The sequence below is a fragment of the Peribacillus alkalitolerans genome (genome assembly GCF_010882125.1).
Lineage (GTDB): Bacteria > Bacillota > Bacilli > Bacillales > DSM-1321 > Bacillus_BN > Bacillus_BN alkalitolerans.
In genome coordinates this window covers 279546-296440 of record NZ_JAAGVZ010000003.1, presented here as the reverse complement: position 1 = coordinate 296440, position 16895 = coordinate 279546, and the positions used below count along the sequence as shown (strand labels likewise).

Below are 16895 nucleotides of genomic sequence, written 5' to 3'. Positions count from 1 at the left end.
AAAAGTGAAGGATAAATTTTCAAAAGTGAAGGGTAAAACCTTCGAAAGTGCAGGATATCCGGGGGTGAGTGAAGGATAAATGGGTTTAGTCGTGGATAAAATGGCGGCGCTATTAAACTTGGAATCCAGCAGGTGTGAAGAGTGAGAGTTATAAGAGGTGGAGTGTTTGAAATCTGGGCAAAGTGACCGATAACGTAATCTAAGTGGAGGATAAAATGAATAAAAAGTGGATATCGAAGGACAAATGAAGGATAAATTTAAAGAATTCGTAAAAAGTGAAGGATAAATTTTCAAAAGTGAAGGGTAAAACCTTCGAAAGTGCAGGATATCCGGGGGTGAGTGAAGGATAAATGGGTTTAGTCGTGGATAAATGGCGACGCTATTAAACTTGGAAACAAGCAGGTGATGATAAGTGAGGGAGGATTTCGGAGGCGGAGTGAAGGATAAAAAGTGGTTAGAAAAGGTAATTTAACACCCTTGGAAATCCAGCTAGATTGAAAATATTGAATTGATGAATATGAAGTCAAACGTATTTCCACCCAAGCAGAATTTAAATAAAGTGAGAATATTGACAATTTATTGACGATTTATTATACAAAATGATAACATATCGTTAAATAAACGTTATATATTATTGTATAGTGAATTGAGGTGGGTGCTTGAAGCCTGGCTTGGAAATTGGGTATGTAGAAACGTTGAAAGTTGTTGTCACCTCTGACATGTTTGCGAGTTTTAATGAGAAAGTGGTTCATCCTTTGTACTCGACTGTTTCACTTGTGCATCATATGGAGTGGGTGTCAAGAAAAGTCATTTTACCTTTTTTGGAGGAGCATGAGGAAGGTATGGGGGCAGAGGTTAGTGTGAAGCATTTGTCACCGGCGAAAGAAGGATCAAACTTGCTTTTTTCTGCTAAAGTCATCGAGTCCAGTCATCGTTCAGTAGTAACTGAGGTTGAAGTGAAATGTGGAGAAGTCAAAATTGCTATAGGGAATGTGCGGCAGGCAATACTGCCAAAAAAGACTATCCAATCATTTTATTAGAATAGAAATGTAAGCGTTTACTTTTTGTCGGAATAGGTCGCAATGTGAAAAATAAGATTTGTAATATAGTAATACCAAATTTTTTGCTTAGATCATCGTGAAAAGACAGATTGCTAGAATACATTTATATAGATGGGGGATTTCGTAATGGGTTTAGTTGGTCAAAAGGGGGAAATGAAGTTGGATATGTTTGAAAAGATTAAGGGTCATGAACAGGTTGTTTTTTGTAATGATGAAGAAACAGGGTTAAAGGCTATTATTGCTATACATAACACTTCGCTTGGTCCAGCTCTAGGTGGCTGTAGAATGCAGCCGTATGCAAGCGTGGAGGATGCACTAGAGGATGTACTAAGACTTTCAAAAGGGATGACCTATAAATGTGCAGCGGCCGATGTTGATTTCGGCGGTGGGAAAGCTGTCATCATTGGCGACCCGAAAACAGATAAAAGCCCTGAATTATTCCGTGCCTTCGGTCAATTTGTCGAGTCTTTAAACGGACGTTTTTATACAGGGACCGATATGGGGACGAGTCCTGAAGATTTCATACATGCATTGAAAGAAACGAATTGTATTGTGGGTGTGGATGAGGAATATGGTGGAAGCGGCGATTCTTCAATTCCAACTGCCCAAGGAGTTATATACGGCATTCAAGCGACGAATAAAGTGATTTGGGGAACGGAAGATTTATTCGGTAAAACATATGCGATACAAGGGTTAGGTAAAGTTGGCGCGAAAGTGGCGGAACAACTAATGTCAGCAGGTGCTGACCTATATGTGGCAGACATTAACGTCGCTGCGATTGAAGCCATTCAAGCGAAAGGAAAAGAGATGGGTGTGGCAGTCAAGGTTGTGAGTGGAGACGAAATTTATGCTGCGGAAGCAGATGTGTTCGTTCCTTGTGCGCTTGGTGGAATTTTGAATGATGCAACGATTGAACAGCTCAAGGTTGCGGCAGTCGTTGGTTCGGCGAATAACCAGCTGTTGGAGTTGCGCCATGGACAAATGCTGAAGGATAAAGGGATTCTATATGCACCGGATTACATTGTCAATGCAGGTGGATTGATTCAAGTGGCGGATGAGCTTTATGAGCCAAATAAACAGCGTGTCCTAAAACAAACAAAAGCGATTTATGATTCGTTATTAAATATTTATGAAAAAGCGAGTGCAAACGGCATCACGACAGTGGAAGCGGCAAACCTTTTCTGTGAGCAAAGAATGAAATCACGCGTTCGTAGAAACAGTTTCTTTTCGCATGCGAAGAGACCTAAATGGTCGGTACGAAATTAAAATGAGAGGAGGGTCAAAATGGAGAAGCAATTTCCGATTAAACAGCTACTCGATCCTCAAGGGAATTGGATCAGTGATGAGCATCGAGAGCTGTTAACTGAAGACCGGACGAAAGAATTTTATCAGCATATGATCCGGATTCGCACATTCGACCGAAAAGGAATCAGCTTACAAAGACAAGGGAGGATAGGCACGTATGCTCCTTTTGAAGGGCAGGAAGCTTCACAAGTTGGAAGTGCTCTTGCGCTAGGCAAAGGAGACTGGATGTTCCCTACGTATCGGGATCATGGGGCAACCATTACTTTCGGCCACTCACTGCGGAATGTACTTTTGTTTTGGAATGGGCGCAATGATGGAAACGTGCCACCTGAAGGTTTAAACATATTTCCACCTGGCATTCCGATTGCCACACAGCTACCTCATGCAGCTGGTGCGGCTTTTGCTGAAAAAAGAAAAGGGACGAAGAATGCGGCCATTGCTTATTTTGGAGATGGAGCTACATCCGAAGGTGATTTTCACGAGGGATTAAATTTTGCCAGCGTGTTCAAAGCGCCGGTCGTGTTCTTTAATCAAAACAATCAATTCGCGATTTCGGTTCCAATATCCAAGCAGATGAATACAAAAACCATTGCCCAAAAAGCATTGGCTTATAATATTCCAGGGGTCCGTATTGATGGAAACGACATCTTTGCCGTGTATGTAGAAATGCTAAACGCACTAGAGAGGGCTCGAAATGGAGATGGTCCGACTTTAATTGAAGCGGTGACATGGAGATACGGTGCACACACGACTGCGGATGATCCGACGAAGTACCGTGATCAAAACGAGAGTAGCATGCGCCGTGAAGAAACCGATCCGATTTTACGTCTAGAGCGTTGCATGAAAAATAATGGCTGGTTTGATGAGGCTTGGGCGAAACAGGTTGCTGCCGAAGCGGAAATTGAAATCAATAGGGCAGTTGACGAAATGGAGCAATATCCAAAGCCTGACCCTGCTGTCATTTTTGATTTTGTGTTTGAAAAGCCAACAAATTCGATTGAAAAACAAAAACGAGAGCTTCTCCATGTGTTGAGAGGAGATGAATCATGAGATTAGCGGAAAAGACAAAGCCATTGACGCTTGTATCAGCGATTACTGATGGGATGAGAGTCAAATTGAAAGAAGATGAACATGTGCTTCTTTTAGGAGAGGACATTGGGAAAAACGGTGGGGTATTCCGAGCAACAGATGGCCTTCAAGAGGAGTTTGGCGAAGATCGTGTCATTGATACCCCTTTAAGTGAAGCTGGATTTGTCGGAGCAGCAATCGGGATGGCGGCCAATGGATTGAAGCCGGTGGTTGAGATTCAATTCTTGGGATTTATATATCCTGCTTACGAGCAAATCATGACACATGCTGTAAGACTCCGTTCACGAACTTTAGGTCATTATACCGTTCCGATGGTCATCAGGGCTCCATATGGGGCAGGTGTCCGTGCTCCGGAAATCCATTGTGACAGTACAGAAGCCCTTTTCACTCATATGCCAGGGATTAAAGTAGTTTGCCCGTCCAATCCATATGATGCAAAAGGCTTGATGATAGCCGCGATTGAAGATCCAGATCCTGTTTTATTTTTAGAGCCTATGCGTTGCTATCGTTCTACCAAAGAGTTAATTCCAGAAGGGAATTATAAAGTGGAAATCGGAAAAGGGAAGAAGCTTCAAGAGGGTGATGACCTGACTCTGATTGCTTGGGGAGCGATGGTTCCAATTGTGATGAATGCATCTAAGCAATTATCGGAAATGGGAATCCAATGTGATGTAATTGACTTACGGACTCTGTATCCTTTAGACGAAGAAATGATAGCGGAATCTGTCCAAAAAACGGGACGTACCGTCATTGTTCAAGAGGCCCATCCCACCAGTAGTGTCGCAAATGATATTCTCTCTGTGATTAATGAAACTTCATTTTTGTATCAAAAAGCGCCGGTTGAAAAAGTTTCAGGGTTTGATACGCCGGTTCCATACTTTGGATACGAAGATTTTTATTTACCAACTCCTGAACGTGTAATACATGCAGTGAAAAAAGTGATGAAGTTTTAAGGAGGGGAACCATGATTGAAGTAAAGCTTCATGATATTGGTGAAGGAATGACGGAAGCTGATATAAATCATTTCTTCGTAAAACCTGGGGATTATGTAAAAGCCGATGATCCCCTTGTAGAGGTTCAAACTGACAAAATGACCGCAGAAATACCTTCACCTTATTCAGGAATCGTAAAAGAGCTAAAGGTCCGAATTGGTTCTACGATTCCTGTTGGAACGACAGTCCTCATCTTAGAATCTGAGCAAAAGAATACTTCTAAACCAAGTCAAATAAATCTAATAAATGATTCAGATAGAAAAATAAATGAATTAAATAGAAACATAGAGTTCAGTCCCGAAATGGATCGCCCTTCTTATAAACGAATCATGGCCTCACCATACACTCGAAAAATTGCTCGAGAAAATGGGATACAGATTGAAGATGTCATAGGGACTGGTCCGGCTGGGAGAATTACCGACGAAGATGTGTACTCTTTTATTAAAGGAGCAAAGGTTGAGCCTGTTGTAATGGAGGTTACAACTATACCAACTCAAGAAACCGTTCCATCCAAATCCATACCATACAAAGGCCGACGAAAACAAATCGGTAAAAAAATGGCACAGTCACTTTATACCATACCTCATTGCACTCACTTTGAAGAAATTGATGTAACTGAGCTGATTGCTTTACGAGAGTTACTGAAGGCACAAGGAAAATCAATCTCGGCGACTGTCTTTTTTATGAAGGCATTAACGATCTGTTTAAAAGAGTTCCCGATTTTCAACGCATCTATTGATGAAGAAAATGAGATTATCCACCTACATGATGCGATTCATATCGGAATTGCAACGGACACTTCTGAAGGGTTAATCGTTCCGGTTTTAAGGCATGTCGAGCAAAAATCGCTTAAATCCCTTCATGAGGAAATGAAGAATCTCACCGATAAAGCAATAGCTGGTCAATTAAAAGTGAATGAATGCACAGGAAGCACCTTTACGATTAGTAATGTCGGTCCATTAGGAGGCAGTATCGGGGCTACTCCGATAATTAACCCGCCAGAAGTGGGATTGATGGCGTTCCATAAAACGAAAAAGAGACCTGTCGTGAATGAAAAGGATGAAATCGTTGTTCGATCGATGATGAATATTTCGATGTCATATGATCATCGTGTCGTAGACGGAGCAACCGCAGTTCAATTTACTAACCGATTTGCACTGCTTATCGAGAACCCAACGCTAATCTTTGTGGAGTTGATGTAATGGTAGTTGGAGAAATTGCTGAAGAAAGAGATGTAGTTATTATTGGGGGAGGTCCAGGTGGCTATCATGCTGCCATTCGGGCAGCTCAGCTTGGGTTGTCTGTTACGTTGATTGAAAAAGAAGCACTAGGCGGAGTTTGTTTGAATAAAGGATGTATCCCTTCAAAAGTCTTCTCGGTCAGTGCGAAAAAAATGGACGATTTTAAGCAAGCCGGAAAATTTGGACTTCGGGTTGAACAGGTTGAATTTGATATATCACTATTACATGCAGAAAAAAAAGAGCGGATTAACTCGCTTAAACAAGGCATACAATCTTTATTGAAGGCTAACTCTGTAGAAATTATCAATGGAACAGCTTCTTTTATCTCGGATGATCGAATTGGGGTAGAAAATGATCTTGCTTTTACTGTTTACCGATTTAAACATGCAATCATCGCAACAGGTAGCCGGAATGATCATCCAAACTTCATCCAAGTGGATCATAAAAGAATACTAGATGGGTTATCCATTTATTCATTGGGAGAGCTTCCTGAAAAACTAGTCATTTATGGAGACGACTATATCGCTTTGGAAGTAGCGAGTTCATTTAACCTATTAGGTTCGGAAATCACTCTAATCTTCCCGGAAGAAAGAAGTGATTTTTCTTTTGATTCCTCCATTAATAAGGAGTTAAGGCGTCAATTGAAGAAGAAGAAAATCCAGGTTATTAAAGGGACATCAATAGGGAATGTAGACCAACTTGATGGAAAGCTATCCATTCAATTTGGTGATCAAAAGATTGAAGCAACACATCTATATCTTTCAGGAAAAGTGATCCCGAATACTGAAGACTTAGGTCTGAGTCGGATAGGAGTGAAAACTACGAACGAAGGGTTCATCTTAACCGATTCTACGGGTCGTACTTCCAAGCCTACGATTTACGCGGTGGGTGATGTGACAGAGGGCCCGACCTTAGCCGTAAAAGCGATCAAGCAGGGGAAAGTGGCAGCGGAATCCATCGCCGGTATTCTATCTGAAAGTGACCAAACTTTTATTCCGACTGTTATTCACATGAAGCCACCTATGGCATTTGTCGGGATGACCGAAGAGCAGGCACGACAGCATGTGAAAGACATTCAAGTTGCTGAATTCAGTTTAGGTGGTAACGGTTATGCAAGTTTACTAGGGGAAAAGGATGGACTGGTAAAGGTCATCAGTGATGCTTCTAGCAATCTTGTGTTAGGAGTTCATATGATTGGGCAAGGAGCCGTAGAGTTAATATCATGTTCAGTCCTTGCCTTAGAAATGGTAGCAAGAACAGAAGACCTCGAATTCATTCATTATCCACATCCGAGTATCAATGAGAGTGTTTTAGAAGCGGTAGAAGCATTGCGAGGAAAAGCCGTACACTTGCCACCATCTAAGCAAAAAGAACATCACTTTAGTACGTAATAGCGTTAGAGCTTTACTTGGCATTCTTGATAGGAACGTAGATCAATCTTTATAATGAAGTCAGAATAGTACAATAATTTTAGGGGGAACAGTAATGAAAGAAAAAGTAGTGTCTTCTCAAGATCAAGTAACAGATTTTTTTCCGGTTCAAGATGTGGATTATTTAGAGATTTACTCTGGTAATGCAAAGCAATCAGCCCACTATTTCTGTACGGCTTTCGGTTTTAATATTGTTGCTTATTCTGGGTTGGAAACAGGAAATCGTGAAACGGTTTCTTACGTTCTGCAACAAAGAAAAGTCCGTCTGGTAATCACAGGTTCCCTGAATGATTCATCACGTGTGGCACAGTTCGTGAAGAAACATGGAGATGGCGTTCGAGACATTGCTTTAACGATGAATGATGTGGATAAGGCGTATGCTGAAGCTGTAGCTCGCGGTGCAATTGAAATCCAACCTCCACATGAAGTTTCGGATGAGCATGGTGTTGTCAAAAAAGCTGTAATTGGTACATACGGCGACACCATCCACACATTAGTAGAACGTAAAAATTATACTGGTGTATTCATGCCAGGATTTAAAGCTAAAAGCTCAACAATCCCAACGGTCGATACAGGCATCGTCGGTATTGACCATGTAGTAGGAAACGTAGAAAGGATGGATGAGTGGGTCAGCTATTATGAAAAAGTCATGGGCTTTAAGGAAATGAGACATTTTACAAATGCTGATATCAGTACAGAATATTCCTCCTTAATGTCTAAGGTTATGCACAATGGCGGACGCATTAAATTCCCAATCAATGAGCCTGCAGAAGGGAAACGCAAATCACAAATCCAGGAATACCTTGACTTCTTCAATGGTCCTGGGGTTCAGCATTTAGCGATTTTAACAGAGGATATAGTATCCACTGTAGCGGCACTGAAAAAGAATGGGGTCGAATTCCTGAAAACACCTTCCACTTATTATGATACGTTAAGTGAGCGTGTGAAAAATATCGATGAAGAAATCGAAAAATTAAAAGAGCTGAATATCCTAGTTGACGGTGACGATGAAGGATACTTGCTGCAAATTTTCACTAGGCCTATCATGGACCGACCAACGGTATTCATTGAAATCATTCAGCGAAAAGGTGCAAAAGGTTTCGGAGATGGAAACTTCAAAGCTCTATTTGAATCGATTGAGCGTGAGCAAGCATTACGAGGAAATCTGTAATAGATCAGAGAAAGAGGGGGGCTATGTTCTCCCTCTTTTGTACATAGAAAGCGGGGCATTAAGAATATGACTTTTCCAATTCGAACAAGAACGCAAGTAGAAACAATCGCTCCTTATGTTCTGGGTCAATCGTTAGAGGACGTTAAGAAAGAGTTAGGATTAACACACATACGGAAGATGTCTGAGAATGAAAATGTGTACGGCACCTCGCCACTCGTTAAACAAATCATTCTTGGTTCATTGGATAATCTTCATCTGTATCCTGACGGAGCGGTACGGGATTTACGTTTAAAATTAGCAGAGTTTTATGGATTGGATGCGAATCAATTTATTTTAGGAAATGGTTCGGATGAATTAATCCGCGTACTGACTCGTACATATATTAGTCCTGAAGATGAAGCGGTTATGGGAGATGTGACGTTTCCTCGATATAAAACGAATGTGTTGATTGAAGGTGGAAAGCCAGTTATCGTTCCTCTTGTGGATGGTGTACACGATTTGAATAATATGCTGGAATCCATCACTCCACGTACGAAGATGGTCTTTGTGTGTAATCCAAATAATCCGACCGGCACGATTGTTGGAAAAGATGAGCTTCTTCATTTTATACAGTCCATTCCTGAACAAGTCTTGATTGTTCTAGATGAGGCGTACTTTGAGTATGTAACAAGTGAGGACTATCTAGAGTCGATCCCGCTATTAAAACAGCATCCCAATCTCGTAATCTTACGAACTTTTTCTAAGATTTATGGTTTGGCAAGTCTAAGGATTGGCTATGGAATTGCCCACCCTGCCTTAGTAGGTGAGCTATTAAAAGTAAAAGAAGTGTTTAATGCTAACGGACTCGCACAAATCTCTGCCCTTGCAGCATTAGAGGATCAAGGATTCATTATCTCTTGTACTAAACTTAATGAAGAAGAGCGGAATAAAATGCAGCTTGCCTTTTCAGGGATGGATTTACCATACTTCCCATCACAAACGAATTTTATCATGGTCGATACCAAGACTTCGGGAGAACTCGTTTCTAGTGAATTGTTGAAAAAAGGGTTTGTCGTTCGTTCTGGTCATTTATTGGGTTACCCTTCCATGTTCAGGGTGACACTTGGAACAAGTGAGGATAATGAGGCTTTTAGAACGGCATTAAACGAGATTCTATCGAGGAAGGTGGAATAAAACATGGAAGTACAACCAGAAACACTAGCTTGGAGAGATGCCTACAAACTGATAGTAGGTTCAATTTTACCTCGTCCTATCGCCTTTGTTTCGTCCATTGATGAACAGGGAGTTAGTAATCTAGCACCGTTCAGCTTTTTCACAGCCATTTCTGCTGATCCAATGATGGTATGTTTTTCTCCGATGAGAAGGGGAACTGATGGAGCGAAAAAGGATACATTAGTGAACATTGAAAACACAAAGGAATTTGTCATCAATATCGTCAGTGAAGAAATTGCAGAACAAATGAATGAATGTGCAACTGAATTTGATTCAGATGTTGATGAATTCGATCAAGCTGGACTGACTAAGGAAAAAAGTGCATCTGTCGCACCTTATCGTGTCAAGGAAAGCAAAGTCCATTTGGAATGTGAGCTGCATCAAGTTCTTCATTTTGGTGAACATGCTGGTTCAGGGAGTTTGGTGATTGGTAGAGTCAAGCATGTTCATGTTGATGATGAATTGTTTGAAGGAGGCCGAATAAATTCAGTCGGATTAAATCCGATTGGGCGATTGGCAGGTCAAGCTTATACCAAACCTCTTACGGATACATTCGAAATTACTAGAAAAACATTGCCAAGGTGAGGATTCTATGAAATATGTAACCTTTCAAACCAGAGAAGGAAAAGTTTCAGCTGGATGGCTTCAAGAAAATAGTTTAGTTGTGGATATGAATGTTGTAAGTAACGGAAAGCTTCCATCCACTTTACAGGCGTTTCTTGAAGACTATGAACAGAATACTTTGATCATTGAAGAACTTCCTGTTTTTGATCAAGTGTGCAAAGGTGTTCACTCACTAACTGATGTGACTCTGTTGGCTCCCCTACCTAGGCCAGTCAGTATCCGCGATTTCTATGCGTTTGAACAGCATGTGAAAACTTCCCGTAGCCGAAGGGGACTCGATGTCATTCCAGAGTGGTATGACTTTCCTGTATTTTATTTTACTAATCACTTGGCGGTAAAAGGTCCGGATGAAGAGATTGAACGACCGCCTGGATGCAAGTGGTTGGATTATGAGCTGGAAATTGCCTGTGTGATTGGAAAGCAAGGGAGAGACATCACTGCAAGTGACGCAGAGGATTATATTTTTGGCTACTTTATCATGAATGATTGGAGTGCCAGGGACATTCAACGGGAAGAAATGAAGGTTGGTCTTGGACCTGCGAAAGGGAAAGACTTTGCCACTTCCTTTGGTCCATACCTGGTATCAAAGGAAGAACTAGAATTGTATCGACATGATGAAGTGTACGATTTAGAAATGAGAGCGACAGTAAACGGCAAGCTGTTATCTAAAGGAAACTTGAAAGACATATATTATTCGTTTGGAGAGATGATTGAACGGGCATCAAAAGGGGTCACTTTGTATCCAGGTGAAGTCATCGGGTCTGGAACTGTGGGAACGGGCTGCATTTTAGAGCTTGGGACGGAGGTCCATCGTTGGCTGGAGCCGGGCGATGAAGTCGAATTTTCGATAGAGGGTCTTGGCACGTTGAAAAATACGATTGTGGAAGGAAGAAGGTGAAGCAATGTTTTATCGTCAATTAGGGAAAATCCCGCATAAAAGACATACGATGTTCAAAAAAGATGACGGAAGCTTGTTTCGTGAGCAGGTGATGGGGACGAAAGGATTCTCTGGAACTCAGTCCATCCTTTATCACCATTTCATGCCGACAGAGGTAGCGAAATCAGATCTGTTAGGTTCATATTTACCAGAGTATGAAGAGATGGAATCGTTGAATCACCGTCATTTTTATACGACGGACATTACCCATAAAGGAGATGCACTGAGCGCTAGAGAATATATTTTAGGAAATAGCGACTTGTTGATCGGAATCATTCATGCAGATAAGCCAATGGACGATTATTACCGGAATGGCGATGGAGATGAAATGCTGTTTGTTCATTACGGAACTGGTAAAATTGAAACGATGTTCGGAACAATCACGTACCATCCTGGTGATTATGTAGTCATTCCGATTGGAACGATTTATAAACTTATTCCAACCGATGAGACCAAGATTTTAGTCGTAGAAGCGTTCAGTCAAATTACGACTCCAAGACGCTACCGAAATGAATACGGCCAGTTGCTGGAACATAGCCCGTTTTGTGAGCGGGACATACGAGGACCTGAAGAGCTTGTGACACATTCGGTAAAAGGTGAGCACGTCGTTTTGACCAAGTCAAGAGGCTACATGCATAAGCATACCCTAAACCACCATCCAATGGACGTGGTAGGGTGGGACGGATATTTGTATCCGTGGGTCTTTAATATTGCAGATTTTGAACCAATTACAGGACGTGTGCATCAGCCACCACCGGTTCATCAAACGTTCGAAGCTCATAACTTTGTCGTTTGTTCGTTTGTTCCTAGGCTGTATGATTATCATCCAGAATCAATTCCTGCCCCATACTATCATAGCAATGTCAACAGTGATGAGCTTCTTTATTACGTTAAAGGAAACTTTATGAGCCGTAAAGGAGTTAAAGAAGGTTCCATCACGTTACACCCAAGTGGGATTCCACATGGACCACACCCAGGTAAAACAGAAGCAAGCATTGGTAAAAAAGAGACTCTTGAGCTTGCGGTCATGATTGATACGTTCAAACCACTTAAAACTGTGAAAAAAGCAAAAGATATCGAAGATACGAATTATATGTATACATGGTTGGAATGATTAGGGAGAGGAGTGCAGTGGCACTTCTCTTTTTTATGGTACAGACATATACATAGACTACTTAAAGCGAAAGAGGTGAGTTATATTGGTTAAGGGTATTATTTCCATTCTATCATTTCTTGTAGTTCTTGGTTTTAGCTTTGTTACCATGCAATTATTTTTAAAAGATTATTGGACAGAAGGGATAATTTCGTTTACCTTTCTAGTATTGCCTGCTTTAAGTGTGTATTTAAACCATCATATTAGTAATAATGTAAGTGGTAAAATAGAATTAAATAATTAATCATAGTGTTAAAAGGTGGACGTGTTTTGAAAAAAAATAAGAATTGCCAAAGCTGTGGTATGCCATTATCAAGAGATGAAAATGGTGGTGGAACTGAAAAAAACGGTAAAAAAATTGAATTATTTTGCAGTCATTGTTATGTGAATGGGGAATTTGTACAACCGAATATAACTGTCCATGAAATGAAGAAACTAGTAGAAGACAAAATTGTGGAATTTGGAATGCCTAGATTCCTTGCGAAATTGTTTACCAGAAACATTCATAAACTAAAACGATGGGAAAATAGCTCTTTGTCATAATAAAGCGGTTTAGATTTTAACATAGAAGAGCCACCGAATTTCAATTCGGTGGCTCTTTCATATTTTTAGAGAGAGGTTTTTAGCTATCTTAACTAATTAAACAGCTAGATTCTTAAGAATTATGGGGATTTGTACTAAAAAAGTGTGCGGCAATAGACAAAACCCCATGCATTATATATGCCTTAACATAAAATATCTGTAGCATTAAAATTATTTTCTAAAAGAACAAGGATCCTCTTACTTTAGTTCTCCGATTGGAGGGGGCTATATGGAAGTGATTTGGTCTAGAAAAAAAGCAAAAAGTGGGCCCTTTTTCTTTTCCATTTTATTAGGAGTTTCAGTTCTTTTTAAAGGAGAATTGTATATAGCATGGGGAAAAAACATCATGACTGCTGCGATGTATGTGGCGAAAAAGTTTGCAAGAAACACAAATGCAAACATGTCTATCATGACTGCTGCGTTGTATGTGGCGAAAGAGATTGCAAGAAACACAAATGCAAACATGTTGATCATGACTGCTGTGAAAAATGCCATCATAAAAAGAAGGAGTGTGTATGTTGTTTAAGAGGAAAAAAAGGAAAAAGAGGTAAAACTGGATCAGAAGGTCCGGAAGGATCAAGAGGACCGGAAGGGCCAAGAGGACCGGAAGGACCAAAAGGGCCAGAAGGACCAAGTGGACCAGAAGGCCCAAAAGGACCAGCCGGAGCAACAGGAGCAACAGGAGCAACAGGAGCGCAGGGTGCAACAGGAGCAACGGGAGAATGTGATTGTCCAACTTGTGACTGCTGTACAGAAGGAATGAGGGCTGTATTACAATCTTTAATTAATCTACCAGGAGAAATTGAAATAGAAATTGGAACTATCGATCAAACTGGCCCAGGAAGTGGTGATAACAATTTTATACCTCAAGTCATTGTAAACGATACTATTGTTGTAGGGACTGTTCCTGGAGGGGGGCAATCTCGTAGGAATGCCGCTTTCCCTATTTGTAACGTAGTTGGAATCCATGCTACCTCAGGTACAAATTTAACAAGTTTAAATACTGTAACTCTCCCTCAAGCTGTTGAAAACTGTGATTGTTGTGAAGAGGGAATGAGAGAATTTTTATCAGGTTTAACTGGTGTGGCAATCGATGTTGATACAAATTCTCCACATTTTAATAATTTACAAAATGTATTTATTCGATCTGCAGCTGATATTGGTCAAGGTGTAGCAAGATTTACCCAAAATAATAGTAGTACTGCACCAGGTGCAGTATGGATATTAAGTCTTTGTGATATAACAACAGTTCAAGAATTTCCTTTTACACTCCCACCCGCATAAATAAGTTAAATTAAACTGACTAAACAGTGATGAGCTTCTATATTACGTTAAAGGAAACTTTATGAGCCGTAAAGGATTTAAAGAAGGTTCCATCACGTTACACCCAAGTAAAACAGAAGCAAGCATCGGCAAAAAAGAGACCCTTGAGCTTGCGGTCATGATCGATACTTTCAAACCACTAAAAACTGTGAAAAAAGCAAAAGATATCGAAGATACGAATTATATGTATACATGGTTGGAATGATTATGGAGGGGAGTGCAGTGGCACTTCTCTTTTTTATAGTGCAGACATATACATAGACTACTTAATGCGAAAGAGGTGTATTATATTGGTTAAGGGGATTATTTCCATTCTTTCATTTCTTGTAGTTCTTGGTTTTAGCTTTGTTACCATGCAATTATTTTTAAAAGACTGTTGGACAGAAGGGATTATTTCGTTTACCTTTCTAGTATTGCCGGCTTTAAGTGTGTATTTAAACCATCATATTAGTAATAATGTAAGTGGTAAAATTGAATTAAATAATTAATCATAGTGTTAAAAGGTGGAAGAGTTTTGAAAAAAAATAAGAATTGCCAAAGCTGTGGTATGCCATTATCGAGAGATGAAAATGGTGGGGGAACAGAAAAAAACGGACATAAAAGTGAAATGTATTGCAGTCATTGTTATGTGAATGGCGAGTTTGTCCAACCAAACATTACTGTCCATGAAATGAAAAAACTTGTATAAGATAAAATTGTGGAGTTTGGTATGCCTAGATTTCTAGGGGAATTTTTTACGAGGAACATTCCCAAGCTTAAGCGATGGGAAAATTAAGTCTTGAATAAGTGATAGAGCCACCGAATAAAATCGGTGGCTCTATCTGTTTTTGCCCTATTTTTATTAAAGGAAGCAAAATACTATAAATTATGAAAGGTACATCTCTGGGACAATCGTGCATTTTAATTGAAGTATATCACTTATTTCCCTTTAACACATATATTAGATGGCTAGTACTCCGTATCAAAGTTAAGGATATGATTCTATTAATCTCAACAAGAAGAAATTATTTAAAAATACAATGAAATTGTCTAGAATAAGAACCATTTTATGCCTTATTAATATTGTTAACCAATGTAAAAATTTTTTTGAAATAGTATTATTGCCGAGACACTTACTAATAAAATTCCATAAATTAAATACAGGGATGTTGGTGTTTCTATTATTAAATCTACTAATAACCTACAAAAATTATAGAGACATAATATGACATTCTTGCAAAAACTTGAAATGAGGTGAATTAGACTTGACAGTAATTAGATTGCATGACGATGATTTTGATTGTTTTTCTAAAAAATGCAATTGTATTTCCAGTTGTTCTTGTTGTTGTCCTCCAATTTGTCCAATTTGTCCACCAGGACCAACGGGGCCAACAGGACCAGCAGGACTAAGAGGACCAACAGGGCCAACAGGACCAACAGGACCAACGGGACCAACAGGACCAACGGGACCAACAGGGCCAACAGGACCGACAGGACCAACGGGACCAACAGGGCCAACGGGACCAACAGGGCCAACGGGACCAACAGGACCAACGGGACCAACAGGACCAACAGGACCAACAGGACCAACGGGGCCGACGGGACCAACAGGACCAACAGGACCAACGGGACCGACTGGAACGACGGGACCAACAGGACCGACAGGACCAACGGGGCCGACGGGACCAACAGGACCAACGGGGCCAACAGGACCAACAGGACCGACAGGACCAACGGGGCCGACGGGACCAACAGGACCAACGGGGCCAACAGGACCAACAGGACCGACGGGACCAACAGGACCAACGGGACCGACAGGACCGACAGGACCAACAGGACCGACAGGACCAACAGGGCCGACAGGACCAACAGGACCAACAGGACCGACAGGACCAACAGGACCGACAGGACCGACAGGACCAACGGGACCAACAGGACCGACAGGACCAACAGGACCGACAGGACCGACAGGACCAACAGGACCAACAGGACCAACAGGACCAACAGGACCAACAGGACCAACAGGACCAACAGGACCAACAGGACCGACAGGGCCAACAGGACCGACAGGACCAACAGGACCAACAGGACCAACAGGACCAACAGGACCAACAGGACCGACAGGACCGACAGGACCAACAGGGCCAACAGGACCAACGGGACCAACAGGACCGACGGGACCGACAGGACCAACAGGACCAACAGGACCAACAGGTGAATGTGTATGTCTTCCAAGATATTGTAATGTATACTATTTCTCTGCAACAACAACAGTTAATGTTCCTCCAGCAGGAAATGTTCCGTTTAATCAAACAGGAGAATGTACACCAGGTGATTTCATAAGAAATGCTGACTCCTCAATAACTGTTGTAAATGCAGGCGTCTATCTTGTTAACTACAATGTTATTTTTAATAATACACCTGCAACAAATGATGTAAGCGGAGTGTTTGCATTACACTTAAATGGTGCACCAATACCAGGTAGTAGATTTGGAACAAGAGTGAGTCTAGAGGATAATAATGATGGAAACGTATCAAGATTCCAGGTTAACGGGGAAGTAATGGTACAAGTTCAAGCTGGTGGAGTACTTTCACTTAGAAATATAGGTTCTTCTACAGTTCATATACGCATTGAGGTGGCAGGTACACCAATTGATAGTACTGCAATGACAATTGTTCAATTAGACAATGATGTAGTATAAGTTAGATAGAGGGCATAGGAACATTGTTTGTTTCTGTGCCTTTTAAAATTCTCACTTAAATTATTTTCTTTCATAAAATACGGTGATAATCCAA

At 40.9% G+C, this 16895-nt stretch carries 20 protein-coding genes and 1 pseudogene; all 21 read left to right on the top strand.

What is annotated here, in order from left to right; all coding sequences use genetic code 11:
- The first annotated feature begins 659 nt into the window (after nt 1-659).
- The 21 genes and pseudogenes from G3O09_RS05780 to G3O09_RS22880 all read left to right on the top strand — a co-directional run bounded on the left by G3O09_RS05780 (nt 660) and on the right by G3O09_RS22880 (nt 16801).
- Nucleotides 660-1040, top strand: a complete 381-nt coding sequence (locus G3O09_RS05780) for a thioesterase family protein (RefSeq protein WP_163100525.1) — start codon at nt 660-662, stop codon at nt 1038-1040.
- A gap of 147 nt (nt 1041-1187) precedes the next feature.
- Nucleotides 1188-2327, top strand: a complete 1140-nt coding sequence (locus G3O09_RS05775) for a Leu/Phe/Val dehydrogenase (RefSeq protein ID WP_275898298.1) — start codon at nt 1188-1190, stop codon at nt 2325-2327.
- An 18-nt stretch (nt 2328-2345) separates the two neighbouring features.
- The gene (pdhA, locus tag G3O09_RS05770) at nt 2346-3416 is read left to right on the top strand and encodes a pyruvate dehydrogenase (acetyl-transferring) E1 component subunit alpha (RefSeq protein WP_163100524.1); all 1071 of its coding nucleotides are present in this window, start codon (nt 2346-2348) and stop codon (nt 3414-3416) included.
- Entirely contained in the window at nt 3413-4408 is a 996-nt protein-coding gene (locus G3O09_RS05765; RefSeq protein WP_163100523.1) for an alpha-ketoacid dehydrogenase subunit beta, read from the top strand. Before pdhA ends, G3O09_RS05765 begins: the two co-directional genes overlap by 4 nt.
- A gap of 14 nt (nt 4409-4422) precedes the next feature.
- The gene (locus G3O09_RS05760) at nt 4423-5649 is read left to right on the top strand and encodes a dihydrolipoamide acetyltransferase family protein (protein WP_163100609.1); all 1227 of its coding nucleotides are present in this window, start codon (nt 4423-4425) and stop codon (nt 5647-5649) included.
- Nucleotides 5649-7079: a dihydrolipoyl dehydrogenase gene (gene lpdA / locus G3O09_RS05755; RefSeq protein WP_163100522.1), complete on the top strand. Its 1431-nt coding sequence runs from the start codon at nt 5649-5651 to the stop codon at nt 7077-7079. The genes G3O09_RS05760 and lpdA overlap by 1 nt, the downstream gene beginning before the upstream one ends.
- Nucleotides 7080-7173: 94 nt before the next feature.
- A complete protein-coding gene (gene hppD / locus G3O09_RS05750) occupies nt 7174-8289 on the top strand; it encodes a 4-hydroxyphenylpyruvate dioxygenase (RefSeq protein ID WP_163100521.1) in 1116 nt (371 codons plus the stop codon).
- Nucleotides 8290-8355: 66 nt separating this feature from the next.
- Nucleotides 8356-9462, top strand: coding sequence for a histidinol-phosphate transaminase (hisC, locus tag G3O09_RS05745; RefSeq protein ID WP_163100520.1), 1107 nt, complete (start codon nt 8356-8358; stop codon nt 9460-9462).
- 3 nt (nt 9463-9465) lie between these two features.
- Nucleotides 9466-10086 (top strand): flavin reductase family protein, encoded by a 621-nt coding sequence (locus G3O09_RS05740; RefSeq protein WP_163100519.1) that lies wholly within the window; start codon nt 9466-9468, stop codon nt 10084-10086.
- Nucleotides 10087-10093: 7 nt separating this feature from the next.
- Nucleotides 10094-11023: a fumarylacetoacetate hydrolase family protein gene (locus G3O09_RS05735; protein WP_163100518.1), complete on the top strand. Its 930-nt coding sequence runs from the start codon at nt 10094-10096 to the stop codon at nt 11021-11023.
- Nucleotides 11024-11027: 4 nt separating this feature from the next.
- The gene (locus G3O09_RS05730) at nt 11028-12176 is read left to right on the top strand and encodes a homogentisate 1,2-dioxygenase (protein WP_163100517.1); all 1149 of its coding nucleotides are present in this window, start codon (nt 11028-11030) and stop codon (nt 12174-12176) included.
- A gap of 85 nt (nt 12177-12261) precedes the next feature.
- On the top strand, nt 12262-12459 hold the full coding sequence (locus G3O09_RS22150) for a hypothetical protein (protein ID WP_205439611.1): 198 nt from the start codon (nt 12262-12264) through the stop codon (nt 12457-12459).
- A gap of 26 nt (nt 12460-12485) precedes the next feature.
- Nucleotides 12486-12758: a zinc ribbon domain-containing protein gene (locus G3O09_RS05725; protein ID WP_163100516.1), complete on the top strand. Its 273-nt coding sequence runs from the start codon at nt 12486-12488 to the stop codon at nt 12756-12758.
- Nucleotides 12759-13026: 268 nt separating this feature from the next.
- A complete protein-coding gene (locus G3O09_RS22430) occupies nt 13027-13323 on the top strand; it encodes a hypothetical protein (protein WP_240338358.1) in 297 nt (98 codons plus the stop codon).
- Nucleotides 13324-13431: 108 nt separating this feature from the next.
- The gene (locus G3O09_RS22720; protein ID WP_275898297.1) at nt 13432-13560 is read left to right on the top strand and encodes a hypothetical protein; all 129 of its coding nucleotides are present in this window, start codon (nt 13432-13434) and stop codon (nt 13558-13560) included.
- On the top strand, nt 13557-14081 hold the full coding sequence (locus tag G3O09_RS05715; RefSeq protein WP_205439615.1) for a hypothetical protein: 525 nt from the start codon (nt 13557-13559) through the stop codon (nt 14079-14081). Before G3O09_RS22720 ends, G3O09_RS05715 begins: the two co-directional genes overlap by 4 nt.
- Nucleotides 14082-14100: 19 nt before the next feature.
- A pseudogene (locus tag G3O09_RS05710) lies at nt 14101-14325 on the top strand (homogentisate 1,2-dioxygenase); the annotation flags it as partial.
- An 85-nt stretch (nt 14326-14410) separates the two neighbouring features.
- Complete coding sequence (locus G3O09_RS05705; protein WP_163100515.1) at nt 14411-14608, top strand: hypothetical protein; 198 nt, start codon at nt 14411-14413, stop codon at nt 14606-14608.
- A gap of 26 nt (nt 14609-14634) precedes the next feature.
- Nucleotides 14635-14808: a zinc ribbon domain-containing protein gene (locus G3O09_RS05700; RefSeq protein WP_240338350.1), complete on the top strand. Its 174-nt coding sequence runs from the start codon at nt 14635-14637 to the stop codon at nt 14806-14808.
- Between the two features lie 636 nt (nt 14809-15444).
- Nucleotides 15445-16317, top strand: coding sequence for a hypothetical protein (locus tag G3O09_RS22420; protein WP_240338357.1), 873 nt, complete (start codon nt 15445-15447; stop codon nt 16315-16317).
- 226 nt (nt 16318-16543) lie between these two features.
- The gene (locus tag G3O09_RS22880) at nt 16544-16801 is read left to right on the top strand and encodes a hypothetical protein (RefSeq protein ID WP_338048404.1); all 258 of its coding nucleotides are present in this window, start codon (nt 16544-16546) and stop codon (nt 16799-16801) included.
- Nucleotides 16802-16895 lie beyond the last annotated feature (94 nt).